Consider the following 17,283-nt stretch of genomic DNA (forward strand, 5'->3'; position numbering starts at 1 on the left):
CGCGATCAGCCCAGGGTAGGGCGCTTGTCGGCCCATGGCTGGATCGCCTCGAACGCTGCCGAGGCCTGCAGCACCCCCAGATCGTCGAACCGCTTGCCGACGATCTGCAACCCGACCGGCAACCCGTCCGAGGTAAACCCGCACGGCACGCTGGCCGTCGGATTCCAGGACATGTTGAACGGATAGGAGAACTCCGCCCAGCTCACCCAGTCCCATTCATGCTGTGGCCAATGCTCCGGCATCAGCCGTTCCGCCGGGAAGGCTGCCACCGACACCGACGGAGTCAGCAGAAAATCCCACCCCTCGAACCAGCGATGAATCCCGGCGATATATGCCATTTTCCGCTCTCGGGCGGCCTGGTATTCGGCGATGGAAACGTTGGTCGATGCCTTGATGCACGCGACCAGGCCCGGATCCATCCGCGACTCCCACTTCTCCAACTGCGGCTTCAGCCGGGTCAAATGTGCCGACCAGAAAAACCGGATCAGCTCCGGCCCCGGCGCCGCCCACGGCGTGGCCACCTCCTCGACGATCGCCCCCAACTCGGAAAACCGCCGCGCCGCCGCTTTCACCAGCGCCGCGACCTCGGGATCGACCCGCGCATGCCCCAGGTCGGGGCTATACGCGATCCGCTTGCCCTTCACCCCCTCATGCAACCGAGAATGATACGCGGCGGGACCGGCTTCCAGCGTGGTGTAATCCAGCGGATGCGGACCCGCCATCACCTCCAGAAACACTGCCGCGTCCGCCACCGTCCGGGTCAGCGGCCCGTTATGCGACGTCATGTCGCCGGTGCTGACGGGATAATACGGCACCCGTCCGAAACTGGGCTTCAACCCGAACACGCCGCAGAAATGCGCCGGCATACGGATCGATCCGGCTCCGTCGCTGCCCTGGTGCAGCGGCCCATACCCCGCCGCGCACCCCGCACCCGCCCCGGCCGACGACGCCCCCGCGTTATACCCAGACTTCCACGGGTTATGCGTGATCCCGGTCAACGGCGAGTGCGACACACCCGTCCACCCAAACTCCGACGTCGTCGTCTTGCCCAGGATGATCGCGCCCTCATCCTTGATGCGCGGAACGATCGGCGCGTCCTCGGTCGGCCGAGCGCCCTGATGGATGAAACTGCCCTGCTGGGTCGGCATGTCCTTGGTGATCGCCAGGTCCTTGATGGTCACCGGCACGCCGTGCAGCCGCCCGACGCGGTCGCCCGACATCAGCTTCGCCTCGGCCGCGCGGGCGGCGTCCATCGCCTGGTCGGCCGCGAGATACGCGAACGCATTGACCTTGGGTTCCACCGCCTCGATCCGTTCCAGCAACGCACGCGTGGATTCGACAGGGGAGATTTGCTTGGTGCGGATCAATTCCGCGAGGCGGGTCGCCGGCAGGAAACCAAGGTCTTCGGAAGTCATCGCATATCCTTTTGCTGTGCGTCCAATGGTCTATCGGCGCCGGTTCAATATGTCGCCCGTCCGCCGGAGACGTCGAACACCGCGCCGGTGGAGAAGCTGCATTCCTCGCTGGCCAACCACAGGATCAGTGAGGCGATCTCATCGATCGCGCCGAACCGGCCGATGGGGATTTTCGACAGCATCCAGTCGATTTGCTGCTGCGTCATCTGATCGAAGATCGGCGTCTTCACCGCCGCTGGCGTGACGCAATTGACGCGGATTTCGCTCCCCGCCAGTTCCTTCCCCAGCGACTTCGTCAACCCGATCACCCCCGCCTTCGACGCGGAGTAGGCAGACGCATTCGGATTACCCTCCTTGCCCGCGATCGAGGCGATATTGACGATCCGCCCATAGCCATTTGCCTGCATGAACGGCACCACCGCGTGGCAGCAGTAGAAAACGCCCTTCAGGTTGATGTCGATCACCCGGTCCCAGGCCGCCACGGGATATGCCCACGTGGTCTCGTTTGGGCCGGTGATGCCCGCTGAGGCCACCAGGATGTCGATTTTTCCCAGCACGTCGGCAGTGGCCTTGGCTGCCCGGTGGACCGCATCAGGGTCGGCGACGTCCAGCGTCACCGTATGCGCCGCACCCGATCGCGCCAGCCCCGCTTCGTCCATATCCCACAAACTTAGCGTGGCACCCTCGGCCGCCAGGCGGCGGGCAACGCCGGCGCCTATCCCTGAAACGCCACCGGTGACGATGGCCGAACGTCCTGCGAACCGTTGCGCCATGCGGCGACTCCTTCCTGGGAAGCCACAGTGAAGGCCGGACCGGCGGCCGCGACAAGATGGTTTGTCCGGCCGACGCCTCCGACGTGTCATTAATAAACACTGTAACCATTTAGTAAGCGCATCCGCCCTATGCCCCACAAAGAGGACTGGCCTCGCAACCTCCTGGGGGCACACGTTGAGCCGATGAACGCACAGATCGACACCACTGACCCGCGTCGGCGAGAGACAAGGACCGGCGTCCTCAAGCGGGCGAAGATAGCCTTTGGCCGCGCCGTGATCGACTGTGTCGTCCTCGACGTTTCCTCCAGCGGGGCCCGTGTTCGCACCGATGTCACGGCCACCATCCCGGATCGGGTGATTTTGCGCTTCGCCGGCGGTGGCGCTTACGTCGCCCACGTCCAGTGGACGCAGGGCACCGAGTTGGGCTTCGCCTTCGACGGCCTCGCGCCTTTGGCCGAGGATGCCGCCTCCCTGGCCCTGTCGGCCTTCAATGCGCTGCCCGCGAACGACCTGGACATCCCGATCCGCCTGCTGCGTTCGGTGCGGTTCTTCGACGACCCCGTGCTGGCGAAAGCCACCGAGGCAGCCGAAGCCGCCTATGCCCATTTCAAGACGACCCTGAAGGAACGCATCCGCTTCCAGGTCTGACAAGTATCCGATCGCAGAGAAACGAGAGTCGCGACGCGACCACGATTCGCCGCGTGAATCGGATACTATCGGCCATGACCGACATATTGCGCTTCTATGATGCGCGATACTGGACCACCAGCGCGCCCCGGATTTGCTTGCGGCATTTTCGGTCAATTCGACGAAGTATCTTCCTCGTTGCTCCGAATATAACGTTCAAGCCGCCAATCCCAGTAGGTCCAACCCCGCCAGTCGTCAGGGCGCGTGAGGAAATCGGTCCGAAGTCCATCTCGTGTCTCTCGGACCAGACCATTCCGTGGACCCCGTCTCATGTAGATATCGAGTGCCGGAATGGCCTGAGGGCCAAGACTTTCGATGTAATAGACATCGAGAAACGCGCCTTGTCCCGCCAGTGCTTTACAATGGAGGACGTCATACGTCGCGATGACCGACGGAAAGTTGACGAAGCAGCAAATGTAGAGCGTCGCCGCAACGGTGCAGGCATTGGCGCGAAGTAACCATGCGTTCGAACGGTTGGACAGCATGCGCACCAACACCAGGACCAACCCGGCACCAACAAGCGCCATCCAGATGAACGCCGCGACACGCAGCCCGGTCAAGGAATAGGCCGCGACGTACAGATGGAGGCGCAGGATCGATGAGACCACCAGCAGTACGTTCTGCGCGATCCAAAGTCCGACCAGGCGCCGGACAAGCCGTGACCCGGCGGTTTCACGCCCCGGCTGCGTTGTCGCGATCACGAAAATCGCGGCCAAAAGCGCAGTCATGATCAAAGGGTAGGCACCGCGATGCGCATAGGCGGCATAAGTCAGGCCACTCGGCAGCGTCCCTGGACCCCACAGGTAGACCAGATCAAGCCCGGTCTGCACCGCGAACAGGAGATTGAACAATACCAGCGAACGCACGACAGCCCGCTTGCCGAAAAGCAACGCCCAAGCGCCGGATACCGGTATGTTATCCGGCCCCGCAATGGTTTCGGGCCTCGCCGGTTTGGCGCGCCGAACGACAATGAACGGCCATATCAATGACAAGGCCGTCAGCCAACCGATGATGCGCCCAAGTGGTATCGTTGCGTACGTCAGAATCGGTGTGAGCGACGACAGCCCATCGTCGATGACCGGGTTGGCGGAAGCAAACAATCCGAGAAACACGCCACCCAATCCCAACGGCACGATCCAGGTCAACAGCGTGCCGCGGTTCCATGTGACCGGTCCGTTTCGCCGCCAGTCATCGACCGCTCGGTATAAATCGGGTGCCACACGCCACCCGATGTCCCGGATAAGGCGCCCCGCGCTGTTCAGCCGGGATAACAACGACAAATCGGCATCATGCAACGTGGTGGCGGCACAGGCTGCACCCACAATACCGAACGCCGTGGCCAACAGGCTAGGCTGGATGACCAGAGGCGCGACGCTGAATGCCAAAATCGCCGCAGCGATCGTCCAGTCGGCGGCACTGGCCCGAACCGGATACGAAATGACGGTTCCGGCGCCAAGCGAAATCAAAAAGACGGCGGCGGAAACGCCAAACGGGTGGCCGTAGAACAGCCAATCGGACATTGCGACCAGTATAGCCGCGGTCATCAGATTTCGCGGACAAACCTGCTTTTCCCGCGATTCAGCTTGTGTCCCGAACGGGTTGCCTGCGGCCGTCAAGTCCTGATCGCTCATGACAAGCACCGAGGCGCGTTCGATGCATATGACAGCGGTGCCCGATCCAACCACCATGCGTCCCACAACACGGTTCGGGGTATGGCAACGTCCACTCCGCAACGGACGCTCCATGCGGTTCTGACCAACATGCATGGGGATCGGTCGGCCGCAGGCGGATTATCGCAACTGACTTTGCTATCCCATATAGTTTGCATTACAAAGTATCCTCGCAAAAAAAGCGCAGACTCAGGTTGGTACGAAATCGCCCCAATCCGCCGCCCCACGTTCGTGTTGGGCAGCCGCCGCGGCGTCCCGTACGACCTGCTCAAGGACCGCCAGATAGCGGAGATAGCGTTTCCGCCCCGTCGCCGTCAGCCTGCATGCGGTGTGTGGCCTGTTATCGACGAAACTTTTCACGATCAGCACCAGCCCGGCTTCTTCCAGTATTTGCAGGTGCCGGCTCAGGTTTCCATCGGTCAGTCCGCAAAGCCGCTTCAGGTCGCCGAATGCGACACCTTTCGGATTCGACACCAGCGACGTCAAAATACTGAGCCGTGCCTTCTCATGAATGATACGGTCCAGGCCATCATAGGCAAACCGCCCAGCGGTCTTGTCAGACGACGTCGTCTTCGCCATCCCATCCTCCCGTTATCGCAATGAGCAGTGCAGCCAGCAACTCACCGATCCCGAACGGCGCACCCATGGCCCAGGGTGACAGCGCGTGCTGGCCGCCCGCGAAAGCCAGGCAGGCAAGGCCCGTCGCGAGATACCAGAACCCCACCGCATTGAGCGCCGGCGGCAGTGCCCGGCAGGACGCGAAGATGCCCAGGCTGAGCACGATCTGCCAAAGCCCCGGCAGCATCCACGCGCTTTCAGGTGCAAACCGCCACAGCACGATGGTTAACAGTGCCCCGGTGCCGATCGAAGGCAGCAATTGCCCGGCGGCCGCGCCGATCATCTCATCGGCCAGTCCGTGGTGAATCCGGCGCGTTCGGAATACGACCTCGATACCGATCGCGGTTGCCGAGACGGCCGCGGTTCCCGTCCACAAAGCAAGGTATGCGATAACGTTTTGATCGGGTGAGGGGATAATGCGCGATTGAATCCAGGCAGCAGCGGCCGCCAACAGCCCGGTCAGTGCGAAGGTCGCCGGCCCATAGCCGCGAAAAACGGTGTCCCGCGCCATCTGGCTGCGCATCGCCCTGATATCGGCCAACGCCTGCCCGAGATCCATCGCCATCCTCATCCAGACTCTACAATGCAAAGTATGCGGGATCGCAGAGCCATGCAAGCCAAACTTCCCGCCATGGCATCGTTGGCCACGGCCTTACGCCGCCTTCCCGGAGGTGATTAAAGTCCATGCCATGACCCTGTCCCGTCGCTCACTCCTTCACCTGGTTGGCAACGCCGGCGGCGTGGCGGCCGCCTATCACACCATGGCCGCGATGGGCCTGCTGGCGGTCCCATCTGCCTATGCCGGCCCATCCGCACTGCCACCCGGCCGAGGCCGCCGCGTGGTCATCATCGGCGCCGGCATCGCCGGCATGGTGCTCGCCTACGAACTACGCCGCGCCGGCTACCATCCCCTTGTCCTGGAGGCGCGAACCCGCCCCGGCGGCCGCAACTGGTCGCTGCGTGGCGGCGACACGGTCACCGAGACAGCCACCACCCAGCACGTCGCCTGGGACCGCGACGACCACCTCTACTTCAACCCTGGACCCGCTCGGTTGCCCTATCACCACGAGGGCATCCTGTCCTACTGCCGCACCCTGGGCGTCCCGCTGGAGGTCCTGTGCAACGACAACCGAGCCGCCCTGATGCAGGACGACCACGCGTTCGAAGGCGCACCGCAGCTCAACCGGCGCGTGGTCAACGACGCCCGCGGCTACGTCGCCGAACTGGCGGCCAAGGCTGTGGACAAGGACCTGCTGGCCCAGCCGGTCACCGCCGAGGACAAGGACCGCCTGCGTTCCTTCCTGCGCGGCTTCGGCGCGCTCGACAAAGATATGGCCTATCACGGTTCGGCACGCGCCGGCTGGGCGGAACCGCCGGACGCGACCCAGCCGGGAACCGCCAATCAACCGCTGGACCTGCAACGAATCCTGCAGTCGGATTTCTGGCAGGGGCCGATGCAGTTCGGCGAACTCTCCAACATGGCGGCCACCATGCTTCAGCCGGTGGGCGGCATGGGGCGTATCGGCCAGGCGTTCGGGCGAGCGTTGGCCGGCGTCATCACCTACCAGGCGGTGGTGACCCGCCTCCACCGAACCGAAACCGGCGCCCAAATCACCTGGAAACACGCCGGAACCGGAGCCGAACACCACATCGACGCGCCCTGCGTCGTCGTGACTGTGCCGTTCTCGGCGCTCGGTGGCATCGACACGGACTTTTCTCCGGCGACCCGAACCGCGATGCAGGCTGTGGAGTATATCCCGGCCGGCAAGGTGGCCTTCCAGGCGTCCCGGCGGTTCTGGGAACTGGACCAGCAGATCTACGGCGGCATTTCCTGGACCAGCCGCGACGCGACGCAAATGTGGTATCCGTCGGGCGGCCTGCAGCAGACCAAGGGCATCCTGGTCGGCGCCTATATCTGGTCGGAAGGCGTGGGCAACGCCTTCGCCGCCAAACCCCTGCGGCAACGCCTCCACGACACGCTGGACGATGTCGCGCATCTGCATCCCCAGGCACCACAATTCCTCGCCAACGGCATTTCGGTCTCCTGGAAGAACGTTCCCTACACAAGAGGCGGCTGGGCCGAATGGAGCCGCAAGGCCCGAGCGACCCAGTTCCCCATGCTGTTGAAGGGCGACGGGCCATATTTGTTCGCCGGCGAGCACATGTCGTTCATCACCGGCTGGCAGGAGGGCGCGGTTCGTTCGGCGCATAAGGTGCTGGCGGATATCGGCGAACGGATGCGGGGATAGGCTACGCAAAAAGAGTTCTGGCCCTGGAACCTGCCAGCGAGAAGCCGAGCGGCGCATCTGTCGAACGCGTGGCCAGTCGATGTGCCCAGTGGCTTTCTCTTTTCCCCCGTTCCCCTATGATCCATGACGGACCATAAAACGTACGGATCATGCGGGTAACAGCTCAGACGCCATTGATAAAACGGCGAGACGACAACGATCTGCCAGGGGCTTCATGCTGATGGCGGAAAGGGCGTCGGCTGCGACGGTCCCCTCTCTCCTGACCGTATCCAATTTGCATGTTCGCTATGGCGACCTCGTCGGTGTCGCGGACGTCTCGCTTTCCGTCCCCGCCGGATCCGTCGTCGCCTTGCTCGGCTCCAACGGTGCCGGGAAGACCACGACGTTGAATGCCATCGCCGGGCTGGTGCCGCCGGCGGCCGGAACAGTCACCTGGCAGGGGCAGATCATTACCGGGCGGCCGGCTTTCGCGATCGTCGCCTCCGGCCTGGCCCTGTCCCCCGAAGGTTGGCGGCTGTTCGTGCAGCAGACCGTCGAGCAGAACCTCCGCCTCGGGGCGACCATTTTGGCCGACAAAAAGCGCGTGCCAGCCTTGCTGGATCGGGTGTTCGCTCTGTTCCCGCGCCTCGCCGAACGCCGCAAGCAGCGGGCGGGCACGTTGTCGGGCGGCGAGCGGCAGATGTTGGCGACCGGCCGGGCCCTGATGAGCGACCCGAAGCTGCTGATGCTGGACGAACCAAGCCTGGGCTTGGCACCGGCGGTGGTGGAATCGATGTACGAAACCCTGGCGCGGCTGCGGCGCGAGGGCCTGACGCTGCTGCTGGCCGAACAGGCTGTCGAATTGGCGCTGGAGGTGGCGGACTATGCCTACGTCCTGCAAACCGGCCGCACCGTGCTGGAGGGACCGTCCGCGGCACTGGCCGACGACAAGGACGTCCAGCGAATCTATCTGGGACTGGAAACCGAGGGGCGCTGACGGCGTCTCTCCTGGTTCGCCTTGGGTTCGCCTTGGACATCGGCGCAAGGGCTGGCTATAATATGGGCCGCTGAACAGAGACCGAGCCTGACGGCTATCAGGCGATGGTATTGGTATGTCCCCGTAGCTCAGCCGGATAGAGCACCAGATTCCTAATCTGGGGGCCGTGCGTTCGAATCGCGCCGGGGACGCCACTCGAAGTTATTGATATTCCCTACGAAATTGACCAATATAGTCATGGAGGCCTTCGGGCTTGTTTTCGCCTGACAGGACATTGACAGGACAGCAGGGTGGAAAGCCTACTCGAACGCTTGGGCTGCCAATTGGCGATTGCTCTCGCGACTGCCAGGCCTGGGTGGCCATTCCGCTGCAATAGAGGAACCTTCCGTTGCCCTTCGGCGGACTGACGTCAGCCAGCAACGAAGACGCACAGGTGCCGCCGAATACGATCCCACCTGCCGAGAGTTCGGCACTGCCCGTAGAGCTGGGCTACTGGCCGGACCCGCTGGGTTCACAGCGGGTGATGGCGTCCACGACGTTGCCCCCGATGAATGTCTGGCCCACGAGGTGCCGCCGCAGGTCTAAGGCAGCAGTTTCGCATGCCTCGTGCGTCGCCATCGGCAGCGCGCTCGATGTCATGGGTTGATCGCCGTTGCTGCCAATGTGACCGATTAGGACCACGAACAGGATTCAGCCTGACATGCACTTCCTCTTGGCTTCACCTCGTGAGGTGCAGTTTAGCGGACGCGATACGCTTTTGGATGACGGGGCCGACACCCGTGATTTTTTGTTCCGTTCGCCCTCGTTTTTTTCTTGCGCGCCTCAGCACGGAGGCACAGCGTTGAAGTGGGCGATGTCTGCTCGCTGGTGACACGTTATCACCGGTGAGCCGAAACCGTGGCCCGTTTGCCCCGCTGCGCAGGGTGGTTATGTCCCCTTTCCGGGACGCGCTCTTTCATCCATTCGAGGCCCGCAATGCGCCTACAAACTTACGCCGAAGTCTCCGCCGCCGCGCCCACCGCCGTGTTGGGGGTTGCTGTTTCTGGCGTCATTCTCACTGACGACGTTCGTCAACAAATTCAGACCCTTCCACCTCGCATCACCCGACGGCGCGGGGCCGAGGAAATAGGGAGGATTCTCGGAATGCCGATTTCGCACCGCACGCTTGAGGCTTGGCGTTTGCCCGTCCAGCACGTCTGCGGAAAAGCCCTCGTCCCAACGATGGCGCTGTTCGAAGCTGCCGCGGTAAAGCTCGCCGAGGCACCCGTCCTGATGTCCGGCCGACGCCATAAGGGTTAGCCTATTCCCACCACACGGGTTGCCGGCGGAGGTGTCGGCATTGGCGAGGCACACGGGCCTGCATTCAAGGCGTCTCGAATGCTGCACGTAGGCGCCGATTACGCTGGAAACCACGCCTCCACCACGTCCGGCGGGTCTGACGGCTGACGATCGGAGCGCTCCAGGCCATGCGGCAAACGGGCGTGGACCTCGGCCAGGGTATGCCCGACCAGAATGTAGGGCGTCGGGGTGTCGGTCACCAACCGCGCCACGAAGGCGCCGGGATACTCTGGTAGATTCCCGCATGACGATTCAGGCGAAGAGCGGGTGGCTTCGCGCCGCGTTGCTCTGGAGGGAGCGAGCCATCACCGCGTCAATGATCTGCTACTGCATTTCCGAGACTTCGAAGGAGGGGGAGGCAACGGCTGCCACCCGGCGATGGTCCGGGCATGTTCCCGCGCCTTCACGTTGTCAGTGATGCCTGGGAAGCGTCGGCGCACCTCGATCGCGGCCGACAGGCCCCCCTCTTGCTCGAAGACCGTGCGGATCGCGGCGGCATCGGCTTCGGTGACAACGAACATGTCGGAAATTTAGGACGTTCTGACGACGGCTTCCAGGCTCGATCGCGACAGGCCCCGGCAGAGAACCCGAAACCCTGCCGGGGGCCGTTCGGTCATCTCGGGTGCCTCACCGGGATGGAGATACCGGTAGCGTCCGATAAGACGGCAACCCGGAATGTGGTGTCAGTGCCGATCCGAATCAACAATGTGTCCAAGCTGTAATGCATGGTTTATTGGTGATTTCGTCTCCCAGTGCATAGCTCCAATGCCGCATCGCAGCATTATCATCCGGCCACGAAGGCCCAATTACCGTCCATCAAAGCCGGACATTTTGCCCGACCGCAGATGGAGAATTCCGATGAAAAAGATGTTCCTCGCCGCCCTGGCCGTTCTGAGCCTGAGCGCCGCTGTTGCCCCGCTTGCCAATGCTGCGGTCTACAGCAACCATTACGGCCCGTACGACAATACGGCCAACAGTCTGAACCGCAACGTCATCGGCGGCCAGTAAGCTTTCGATCGCGTGAGCGTAGCAGAGGCCGGGTCATCCCCGGCCTTTTTGCTGTCTGGGTCGCGACGATCCAGCGTGGCTGGGGAGATGTCCGAAATCGAGCGCTCATTGCGACCACGGACGCACCGTCAATTCGATCGCCAGACCGGTTTGACGATGCACTGATATCAGGGGGTGGGATCGTCACCATCGCACTTATCCCCAGGAAATTTGGAGTCGCCCGGCCGGGCAAGTGAAAGAAACTGTCCCGACTCCGGTACTCGGTTCCTAGCCTCCTCGGGCGTCCAACACGGGCGCGTCACAAGGGAGGCCACAATGTCAGCATCTCTTCGGACTAGGGACGGCTCCGCCAGCGTCGTCGACGCCATCCTCGCCAGCGAGAAAGCCGCATCACGATATGTGCCGATCGACATGGAAGGCGCACTGGCCTGGGCGCGAGATAATACGATGAACTTGAAGGGGATCAGACGTCCCCTGGATCGTATCAACGCCCGGCGGGTGGAGTTGAGTTTGCCGCCGTTCAAGATAACCGAAAGCGTCAACAGGATACCGCGGCCAACGAATCCGACGAGCGCTCCGAAAGCCGCTCCAGCGCGCCCCTTGGTTTCCTCGGAAGATGATCTTCTTAAGCGCATTCTTACCCACCATGGCACCTTGACCGGCCTGGTCACCCCTCAGATCGCCGAATGGCTGCTGAAGCTGAACACTGGCAATCGACCCATTGCACGCCGGGCGATCGAGCGGTTTTGCAAAATCCTGAGTGACGGTGCCTGGGTGAACACCGGCGAGCCGGTGATTGTCTCCCACGAAGGCGTTCTGAACGATGGCCAGCATCGGCTCACGGCGATCCTTACAAGCGGCATCGCAGCTGAACTTGATGTCCGCTTCGGTATTCCGCGCGAGGCGTTCCATGCGACCGGCACCGGCGCAACGCGCACCGCAGGGCATGTGCTGAGCATCGAAGGTTACAGCCACACAAGTTGCCAGGCATCCATCGCACGTCTGCTGATCCATTATGACAAAGGGCAAATGGGCAACCGTTCGCACGTGGAAAGCGGTGAAATACTCAAAGTGGTCGATACTGATGCTTTCGTTTGTAAAATAGCTGCAAAAATCCAGCGCTCGAAATTCCGCCCGACCCGCACCGGGTCTTTCGGTTTTGTCCTGGCAATTGCTGCACGGACAGCACCCATTGAACGAGTATTGGAATTTGCTGATCTGGCCGCCAGCGGCTTGGCTCGCGATGAATCAGAGCCGACCTATCGGCTCCACACGAGACTTTGCGGTGCAGCGATGACAAAGGATCGAATCAACATCAGTCCGATCGACGTGGCCATTCTAACAGTGAAGGCGTGGAACGCCTGGATCCGGGGCGACGCTATGCCGCCTCTGAGGGTGCTGGAAACCGAGCGCACAAGCGCCGGATTCCCCAAGGTGGACATGTGGCGTGAAAGGCAATTGCTCGCTGCCTGAGAAGTGCTGAAGCCCGGCAGGATCGCGACCCAGTGCCGTGGCCTGCCTGGCGGCAGCCCCTCTGTTCACGGCGGCGTGACCATCTATTGACGCGACTGCGTGAAACACATATAGGAGCGGACATGCACACCGTCTGCGAAACGCACAGCTTTCAAAGGGCGGCCAAAGACGCGGGCATGTCTACCGATGAGATTACCGATCTTATCAATTACTTAGCCGTAAATCCAATGGCTGGCGATGAGATGGCGGGAACAGGTGGATGCAGGAAGCTTCGTGTAGCCGGACGCGGCAAAGGGAAAAGTGGCGGTTATCGGACCATCACGTTTTACAGCGGGCAGATGATGCCGGTTTTCCTGATTACGGTGTTCTCGAAAGGTGAGAAGGCCAATCTGACCAAGGCTGAGTGCAACCAATTGGCTCTCCTGACGCAGACGATCGTCTCAGAATACAAAAAACGGATTGTGAAAGTGAGTGCGACACAATGAGCAAGAAGGCATTCGACAAGATCGCCGAAGGGCTCAATGAGGCTCTGGCGATTGCGCAAGGGGCCGCCGACCCGGCGAAGCTGCACGTCCCCGCGGAGATGGACGTCCGGGCGATACGCCTGAAGGCGCAGATGTCGCAGGATCAGTTTGCCTCCGCGTTTGGGTTCACGGTGCATCAGGTTCGGCAATGGGAGCAGGGGCGCCACCGGCCGCTCGGCGCGATGCGCGCTTATCTCATGGTCATCGACCGAAACCACAAGGAAGTTCTAGCGCTCCTGAGTGGGTCTCCCGACCGGAAGGCGGCCTGAGGGGCACCTGCGCCTCTCAACCACTGCCGATTTCCGTTACCGGCAGATCGCCGCGCTGACCTGGGATGCACGCGACCGGTTGGGATGACCTCCGGATGGTCCGCCTCTCAAAAGGGATGGATTTCGGAATCATGCTCTTCCAAAGGCCGATCGCGCCAAATCATGTCGTCCCCCCGTTACTCAGAAACTTAGCAACACATTATCGCACTTGTGCAACACATTATGGGAAAATGGCCGCGGGGCCGGGTAACACATTTTGGGAGTTGTGCAACACTTTATCGGAGTTTGGCGGGGTGGTCGGTGCACCGTCCGGGCGCCGTGGCGATACGGCATTTTGCGGGGCTGTTGCGAGGCGAGGGGCTCAACAGTATTGACCCCCTTCCGTCATCGGGGTGTGCATATTTCGCACATCCTTCGCCGCCCGATAGCGCGCCACCGTGGCGCGCTTTCCCATGCGCGAAACTGCGCAAGGGTCCGCTAACTGTGCGGGCCTCCTTTTGCATCAGATCGATGCAAAGGCACGGCGCCGTGCCGCACCTTGCCGGGCAGTAGAAGGGCCACCCCGAAGAGTGCCCCGGATAAGCCATCGGCCGATGGGTGTGTGATTTGCCAACTGATGGGCACAGGACCAGTCTCCGCCGCAATCGGAGGGGCGGCCTGGTGGACTATTGGGTGATGATCGTTGACGATGGTGCAGTGGTCCGAATGGCGGCGGTCTACGCAATCAGCAGGCTCTATTCCGCCGGGCAGCATTCCACGTGGCGGCTGGTTGAGGCTCGAGGCGCTGATACCGCCATGTCATTGGCATTGGATGGCCGCGTCGATATCACTTTGATCGACCACAACACGCCAGGGCGAGATGGCCTCAGCCTCGCCGCCAATCTGCGACACTTGTATCCAGCGATGCCGATTGCGCTGATGACTGCCAATTCTCATCCCGAGACCATCGCAGGCGCGAAGGAACTGGACTTGACGTTCATCCCAAAGCCACGCTGGAAAGACGGCCTTGCGGCATTTTTATCCGCTGCCATGAGGCGGTTGGGCGGCTGATGCACAGGGCGGTAAAGCCGCCGTAACGGCTTCCAATTCATCCGCCTGCTTGTCGAAGCGGGCCGCTAGGTCGTTCAGGGCGTCGATCGCCTGCTTGTCCGTAAATAGGATAGCCATGCGGCGCCAGCGTTCCGCTTTGAAACGTAACTCGTTTGCCTCCAGCCATCTCGCGAGCGTGTCCATCAGGAGAGAAGGCGTACAGTGATCTCGACCACCTCTTCCACCGTGGTCGGCGACGTCAGGAAGGTTCCGAGGCCCTCCGTGTAGGGGGCTTGGTCGGGCGTCCCGACGAAGATGACTTTGACGTCCCGGCGCTTCGACCTAGCCATCAGCGCCAATGACACGCCGTTAGGCTGGCCCTCTGCGTGTCCGGTGCCGGTGATCAGCACCTCCACCTGGTCCGCACTCTCCAGCGCATCGAGCGCGACCAGCGGACTTGGCAGAGCGACCGCCTCATAATTTTGGGCGGCAAGTTCCTCAACCGCCTGATTAGCAAGTGCCATATCGTCCAGCACCAGGACCACTTGGGCAGGCATCGCGTCCTCCGGTCAGTGCGAAGGCACGATAGGGCACATTTGTCGCTGAGTGGTAGCCGACCGTTTTTGAGTTGGAATATTTTGTGCTATTCCGCCCCAAATACAGAAGGAATTACTCCTGCTAGTCCTTCCGCCTCCAAGGGTGTCGCTATTCCCGACACCCTTCCACCAAGGGTCCGCACAGTAAGCGGACCCCTGCGCAATTTTGCGCATCCCCGCGCCCACTCGTAACGATACCATACCATCCGTCTAGGATGACCTGGTCTGTCGGAGATGCTGCACTTCGAGCGGACACGGCCGGGGCATCCTTAAGGGAACCCTTTGGGGAGTCTTTTGGGGCATCCTATAGGGGACGTTTTGGGATCACCGCTCCCAGGCCGTGAGGGGTGAGCAGCGGAAGGGCCGCCCCAACGGGTGTCGGCAGTAGCGACTCCCTTTCGCGTCCGGGGATGTGCCCATATCGCACACCCTTTGCCTACAGGGAGGGCGATTCGCCCTCCCCCGTCGCTGCAGATACCGCGCCACCGTGGGGAGGGGTCTCAAAGTCACAGGGGCAGATGGATCAGAAGCAGGCTGGGCTATGTGAAACATCATAGCCCCAGCCGTTGGAGCGGTCTGGGCAGACCACCTGGATTGAGACCGTCATGCCGTTTGGCGACGGCTGAGGCATGACGGATGGCGGCCGCAAGGCCGGACCGATCGGCGTACGGCGAAAATCGGCTTCCCAGGCCTGGACCCGTCGATCGGCCGCGTAGGGTGGCAAACCGGCGGGAGCGACGATGCCGATGCGCAGCAGGCCAGGATCGAGCAGCGCCTCCACCAGGTCCGTGCGCGGGTCGGCAGCAGGCCGCCCGTCCGGGAAGGTCACGATGGCGCCATCGGGCAGATCCTGGATCGTGGCTGCGCCGGCACTCACCGCGTCGGCCATTCGGGTATGAAGCCGCTGCTGCAGCAGATCGACCGACTTCTGCTGATCCGTGCGGCCACACGCAGCCAGCAACAGCAATCCGATACCCGCAACGAGCTGGCGCATCCCTATATCTCCCTGTCCGGACAAGTCTCAAATGGGAGGGAAATCGAGCGGCTCGCTTCAAATGAGCGCCAGCAAGATGCACGGTCCAGACAAGAAGAAGGCCGCCCCTTTCGAGACGGCCCTGAGGTTTTGCCGCGGCGGCAACAACCTCCCGTCTAAGGGCCCTCACAGCACGAAGACCCCTGCGCAATTTTGTGCACCCGGCGATCGGCCGCCCCTAAAGCAACGGCCTGTCCCGTGCCGCCAACCGTCGGCGCAGGCGAAGCGGCGCATATAGATCTGCGGCACATAATGATGCTTCATTCGCGGCCACGGTCGGTCGCCCTTCTCCACAAGATGCTTGCGGCAGGATTGCAGGCGCGATCCGGATCGCTGGGCGCCGAGTTTCAGCGGCAGTCGACACTATAGCTCCATAGCGATTTCGACGCAGAAATCGACGAAGGTGCGAACTTTCGCAGGGGGATGTTTACGCGAAGGGTGGAAGGCGAACAGCGGGAAGCGCTCGCCGTGCCAGTCCGGGAAAAGATCGACCAATTCGCCGGACGTCAGCAGACTTCCGATACCCCAACCGATGATCTGGGCGATACCCGTGCCGGCGACGCATTCCTGAAGCATCGATTTTGGATCGGTGAAAGTGAGCGGGCCACTCGTCGGCACTTCGACCGACTCCTGACCTCGCACGAACTCCCATTCGAATGGCCGGCCTGAATAGGGATCAAGAAACTGCAGGCAGCGATGCCGGGCGAGTTCGCTCGGGTGCGCGGGCTTGCCATGACGTTCGAGATAGCGGGGTGAGGCCACGGTCAGGATCGGCGCTTCGACGAGCTTGCGAGCAACCAAACTGGACCGACGCGGCTGACCGAAGCGGATGGCGAGGTCGATACCTTCAGATACCAGGTCGCCAATATGCTCGCTGGTCACAAACTCAATCGAAAGTTCTGGATAGAGCTCGCAGAACGGCCCGAGACGGCCCGCCAGCACCAAGGGCAGGAAGAATGGGTCGATGTCGATCTTGAGCCTGCCGCGCACGGCCGAGGCCGTGCCCGAGGCAACGGCGGCCGCGTCCTCGATTGCGCTGAGATGGGGTTTCACCTCCTCATAGAAGCGTCGCCCCTCGTCGGTCAGCGTCACGGAACGCGTCGTACGATCGAGCAGCCGCACGTTCAGCCTTGCTTCAAGCCGACCGATCGCTCGACTGACGCCGGAATCGGTGATGCCGATGAGGTCGGCGGCTTTGACGAAGCTACCGCCCTCGACCACTGCGGCCAGCACGCTCACCCCCGACAGGATCCTTCCATCGAACGGCATCAGCCATCTCCTGATCTTTAGTCAGGAATGATCTGACATAAGCTCACTTAATTCAAATCGATCGAGAGGGGATAACGGCGAGACCAAATGCGCCAACCCCAGGAGGACTTCGATCATGAGCACGCAGAAGACCGGCCGCACACTTTTCAAAGGCGGCACGATCGTCACGATGGACCCCAATGTTCCCCACCTCTCGACCGGAGATGTTCTGGTCGAGGGTGGCCGCATCGTTGCCGTCGGTCCGAACCTTTCGGCCGACTACTGCCGCGCGACAATCAAGGTGAGAATCCCCGTCAATCAGGATGAGAAGGTTTCCCGGGCGTGGGGTGTAGGGAGGGCGTAGCCCGACCGCAGGC

Annotated in this window: 19 protein-coding genes and 1 tRNA gene; 10 read left to right on the top strand and 10 right to left on the bottom strand. The window is 62.1% G+C overall.

Features of this window, described 5'->3' with window-relative positions:
* Positions 1 to 5 precede the first annotated feature (5 nt).
* Both GSQ89_RS27030 and GSQ89_RS27035 read right to left on the bottom strand, forming a co-directional pair.
* Positions 6 to 1,415 carry an amidase family protein gene (locus GSQ89_RS27030; protein WP_158931107.1) on the bottom strand — a complete coding sequence of 470 codons (1,410 nt, stop codon included), beginning with the start codon at positions 1,413 to 1,415 and terminating at the stop codon, positions 6 to 8.
* 44 nt (positions 1,416 to 1,459) lie between these two features.
* Entirely contained in the window at positions 1,460 to 2,188 is a 729-nt protein-coding gene (locus GSQ89_RS27035; protein WP_158931109.1) for an SDR family NAD(P)-dependent oxidoreductase, read from the bottom strand.
* Positions 2,189 to 2,371: 183 nt separating this feature from the next.
* Here GSQ89_RS27035 and GSQ89_RS27040 point away from each other — a divergent pair, with 183 nt between their 5' ends.
* Positions 2,372 to 2,836: a PilZ domain-containing protein gene (locus GSQ89_RS27040; protein WP_158931111.1), complete on the top strand. Its 465-nt coding sequence runs from the start codon at positions 2,372 to 2,374 to the stop codon at positions 2,834 to 2,836.
* Positions 2,837 to 2,988: 152 nt separating this feature from the next.
* Here GSQ89_RS27040 and GSQ89_RS27045 read toward each other — a convergent pair whose 3' ends face one another.
* The 3 genes from GSQ89_RS27045 to GSQ89_RS27055 form a co-directional block, all read right to left on the bottom strand.
* The gene (locus GSQ89_RS27045) at positions 2,989 to 4,419 is read right to left on the bottom strand and encodes a DUF4173 domain-containing protein (RefSeq protein ID WP_158931113.1); all 1,431 of its coding nucleotides are present in this window, start codon (positions 4,417 to 4,419) and stop codon (positions 2,989 to 2,991) included.
* A 315-nt stretch (positions 4,420 to 4,734) separates the two neighbouring features.
* A complete protein-coding gene (locus GSQ89_RS27050; protein ID WP_158931115.1) occupies positions 4,735 to 5,124 on the bottom strand; it encodes a transcriptional regulator in 390 nt (129 codons plus the stop codon).
* Entirely contained in the window at positions 5,102 to 5,722 is a 621-nt protein-coding gene (locus GSQ89_RS27055; RefSeq protein WP_174254934.1) for a hypothetical protein, read from the bottom strand. Before GSQ89_RS27055 ends, GSQ89_RS27050 begins: the two co-directional genes overlap by 23 nt.
* A 130-nt stretch (positions 5,723 to 5,852) precedes the next feature.
* Between GSQ89_RS27055 and GSQ89_RS27060 the strand changes: the two genes are divergently transcribed.
* The 3 genes from GSQ89_RS27060 to GSQ89_RS27070 all read left to right on the top strand — a co-directional run bounded on the left by GSQ89_RS27060 (position 5,853) and on the right by GSQ89_RS27070 (position 8,582).
* Positions 5,853 to 7,412, top strand: coding sequence for an FAD-dependent oxidoreductase (locus GSQ89_RS27060; RefSeq protein ID WP_158931119.1), 1,560 nt, complete (start codon positions 5,853 to 5,855; stop codon positions 7,410 to 7,412).
* A 220-nt stretch (positions 7,413 to 7,632) separates the two neighbouring features.
* Positions 7,633 to 8,388: an ABC transporter ATP-binding protein gene (locus GSQ89_RS27065; protein WP_158931121.1), complete on the top strand. Its 756-nt coding sequence runs from the start codon at positions 7,633 to 7,635 to the stop codon at positions 8,386 to 8,388.
* A 117-nt stretch (positions 8,389 to 8,505) separates the two neighbouring features.
* Positions 8,506 to 8,582, top strand: a tRNA-Arg gene (locus tag GSQ89_RS27070).
* 787 nt (positions 8,583 to 9,369) lie between these two features.
* Here the strand turns inward: GSQ89_RS27070 and GSQ89_RS27075 are convergent.
* Together GSQ89_RS27075 and GSQ89_RS27080 are read right to left on the bottom strand one after the other, a co-directional pair.
* Positions 9,370 to 9,678 carry a hypothetical protein gene (locus GSQ89_RS27075; RefSeq protein ID WP_158931123.1) on the bottom strand — a complete coding sequence of 103 codons (309 nt, stop codon included), beginning with the start codon at positions 9,676 to 9,678 and terminating at the stop codon, positions 9,370 to 9,372.
* A 107-nt stretch (positions 9,679 to 9,785) separates the two neighbouring features.
* On the bottom strand, positions 9,786 to 9,926 hold the full coding sequence (locus GSQ89_RS27080; protein WP_158931125.1) for a hypothetical protein: 141 nt from the start codon (positions 9,924 to 9,926) through the stop codon (positions 9,786 to 9,788).
* Positions 9,927 to 10,584: 658 nt separating this feature from the next.
* Between GSQ89_RS27080 and GSQ89_RS27085 the strand changes: the two genes are divergently transcribed.
* The 5 genes from GSQ89_RS27085 (at position 10,585) to GSQ89_RS27105 (ending at position 14,050) form a co-directional block, all read left to right on the top strand.
* Positions 10,585 to 10,734: a hypothetical protein gene (locus GSQ89_RS27085; protein ID WP_158931127.1), complete on the top strand. Its 150-nt coding sequence runs from the start codon at positions 10,585 to 10,587 to the stop codon at positions 10,732 to 10,734.
* A 315-nt stretch (positions 10,735 to 11,049) separates the two neighbouring features.
* Positions 11,050 to 12,207: a hypothetical protein gene (locus GSQ89_RS27090; protein ID WP_158931129.1), complete on the top strand. Its 1,158-nt coding sequence runs from the start codon at positions 11,050 to 11,052 to the stop codon at positions 12,205 to 12,207.
* Between the two features lie 122 nt (positions 12,208 to 12,329).
* Positions 12,330 to 12,692 carry a type II toxin-antitoxin system RelE/ParE family toxin gene (locus GSQ89_RS27095; protein ID WP_158931131.1) on the top strand — a complete coding sequence of 121 codons (363 nt, stop codon included), beginning with the start codon at positions 12,330 to 12,332 and terminating at the stop codon, positions 12,690 to 12,692.
* Positions 12,689 to 13,000 carry a DNA-binding transcriptional regulator gene (locus tag GSQ89_RS27100; RefSeq protein ID WP_158931133.1) on the top strand — a complete coding sequence of 104 codons (312 nt, stop codon included), beginning with the start codon at positions 12,689 to 12,691 and terminating at the stop codon, positions 12,998 to 13,000. Before GSQ89_RS27095 ends, GSQ89_RS27100 begins: the two co-directional genes overlap by 4 nt.
* Positions 13,001 to 13,660: 660 nt before the next feature.
* On the top strand, positions 13,661 to 14,050 hold the full coding sequence (locus tag GSQ89_RS27105) for a response regulator transcription factor (RefSeq protein WP_158931135.1): 390 nt from the start codon (positions 13,661 to 13,663) through the stop codon (positions 14,048 to 14,050).
* 182 nt (positions 14,051 to 14,232) lie between these two features.
* On the opposite strand, the gene GSQ89_RS27110 is transcribed toward GSQ89_RS27105, so the two are convergent.
* From GSQ89_RS27110 to GSQ89_RS27120, 3 genes are all read right to left on the bottom strand, one after another.
* On the bottom strand, positions 14,233 to 14,586 hold the full coding sequence (locus tag GSQ89_RS27110) for a hypothetical protein (RefSeq protein WP_158931137.1): 354 nt from the start codon (positions 14,584 to 14,586) through the stop codon (positions 14,233 to 14,235).
* 562 nt (positions 14,587 to 15,148) lie between these two features.
* Positions 15,149 to 15,619, bottom strand: coding sequence for a hypothetical protein (locus GSQ89_RS27115; RefSeq protein WP_158931139.1), 471 nt, complete (start codon positions 15,617 to 15,619; stop codon positions 15,149 to 15,151).
* A gap of 402 nt (positions 15,620 to 16,021) precedes the next feature.
* On the bottom strand, positions 16,022 to 16,927 hold the full coding sequence (locus GSQ89_RS27120) for a LysR family transcriptional regulator (RefSeq protein ID WP_158931141.1): 906 nt from the start codon (positions 16,925 to 16,927) through the stop codon (positions 16,022 to 16,024).
* A 115-nt stretch (positions 16,928 to 17,042) separates the two neighbouring features.
* Between GSQ89_RS27120 and GSQ89_RS27125 the strand changes: the two genes are divergently transcribed.
* Positions 17,043 to 17,270, top strand: coding sequence for a hypothetical protein (locus GSQ89_RS27125; protein WP_158931143.1), 228 nt, complete (start codon positions 17,043 to 17,045; stop codon positions 17,268 to 17,270).
* Positions 17,271 to 17,283 lie beyond the last annotated feature (13 nt).

The organism is Acidisphaera sp. S103, from assembly GCF_009765975.1.
Lineage (GTDB): Bacteria > Pseudomonadota > Alphaproteobacteria > Acetobacterales > Acetobacteraceae > Rhodopila.

Bases quoted from the DNA above. Each gene is read 5' to 3' on its own strand.
- GSQ89_RS27030 (WP_158931107.1), bottom strand. From the start codon at position 1,415: ATGACTTCCGAAGACCTTGGTTTCCTGCCGGCGACCCGCCTCGCGGAA.
- GSQ89_RS27035 (WP_158931109.1), bottom strand. From the start codon at position 2,188: ATGGCGCAACGGTTCGCAGGACGTTCGGCCATCGTCACCGGTGGCGTT.
- GSQ89_RS27040 (WP_158931111.1), top strand. From the start codon at position 2,372: ATGAACGCACAGATCGACACCACTGACCCGCGTCGGCGAGAGACAAGG.
- GSQ89_RS27045 (WP_158931113.1), bottom strand. From the start codon at position 4,419: ATGACCGCGGCTATACTGGTCGCAATGTCCGATTGGCTGTTCTACGGC.
- GSQ89_RS27050 (WP_158931115.1), bottom strand. From the start codon at position 5,124: ATGGCGAAGACGACGTCGTCTGACAAGACCGCTGGGCGGTTTGCCTAT.
- GSQ89_RS27055 (WP_174254934.1), bottom strand. From the start codon at position 5,722: ATGGATCTCGGGCAGGCGTTGGCCGATATCAGGGCGATGCGCAGCCAG.
- GSQ89_RS27060 (WP_158931119.1), top strand. From the start codon at position 5,853: ATGACCCTGTCCCGTCGCTCACTCCTTCACCTGGTTGGCAACGCCGGC.
- GSQ89_RS27065 (WP_158931121.1), top strand. From the start codon at position 7,633: ATGGCGGAAAGGGCGTCGGCTGCGACGGTCCCCTCTCTCCTGACCGTA.
- GSQ89_RS27075 (WP_158931123.1), bottom strand. From the start codon at position 9,678: ATGGCGTCGGCCGGACATCAGGACGGGTGCCTCGGCGAGCTTTACCGC.
- GSQ89_RS27085 (WP_158931127.1), top strand. From the start codon at position 10,585: ATGAAAAAGATGTTCCTCGCCGCCCTGGCCGTTCTGAGCCTGAGCGCC.
- GSQ89_RS27090 (WP_158931129.1), top strand. From the start codon at position 11,050: ATGTCAGCATCTCTTCGGACTAGGGACGGCTCCGCCAGCGTCGTCGAC.
- GSQ89_RS27095 (WP_158931131.1), top strand. From the start codon at position 12,330: ATGCACACCGTCTGCGAAACGCACAGCTTTCAAAGGGCGGCCAAAGAC.
- GSQ89_RS27100 (WP_158931133.1), top strand. From the start codon at position 12,689: ATGAGCAAGAAGGCATTCGACAAGATCGCCGAAGGGCTCAATGAGGCT.
- GSQ89_RS27110 (WP_158931137.1), bottom strand. From the start codon at position 14,586: ATGCCTGCCCAAGTGGTCCTGGTGCTGGACGATATGGCACTTGCTAAT.
- GSQ89_RS27115 (WP_158931139.1), bottom strand. From the start codon at position 15,619: ATGCGCCAGCTCGTTGCGGGTATCGGATTGCTGTTGCTGGCTGCGTGT.
- GSQ89_RS27120 (WP_158931141.1), bottom strand. From the start codon at position 16,927: ATGCCGTTCGATGGAAGGATCCTGTCGGGGGTGAGCGTGCTGGCCGCA.
- GSQ89_RS27125 (WP_158931143.1), top strand. From the start codon at position 17,043: ATGAGCACGCAGAAGACCGGCCGCACACTTTTCAAAGGCGGCACGATC.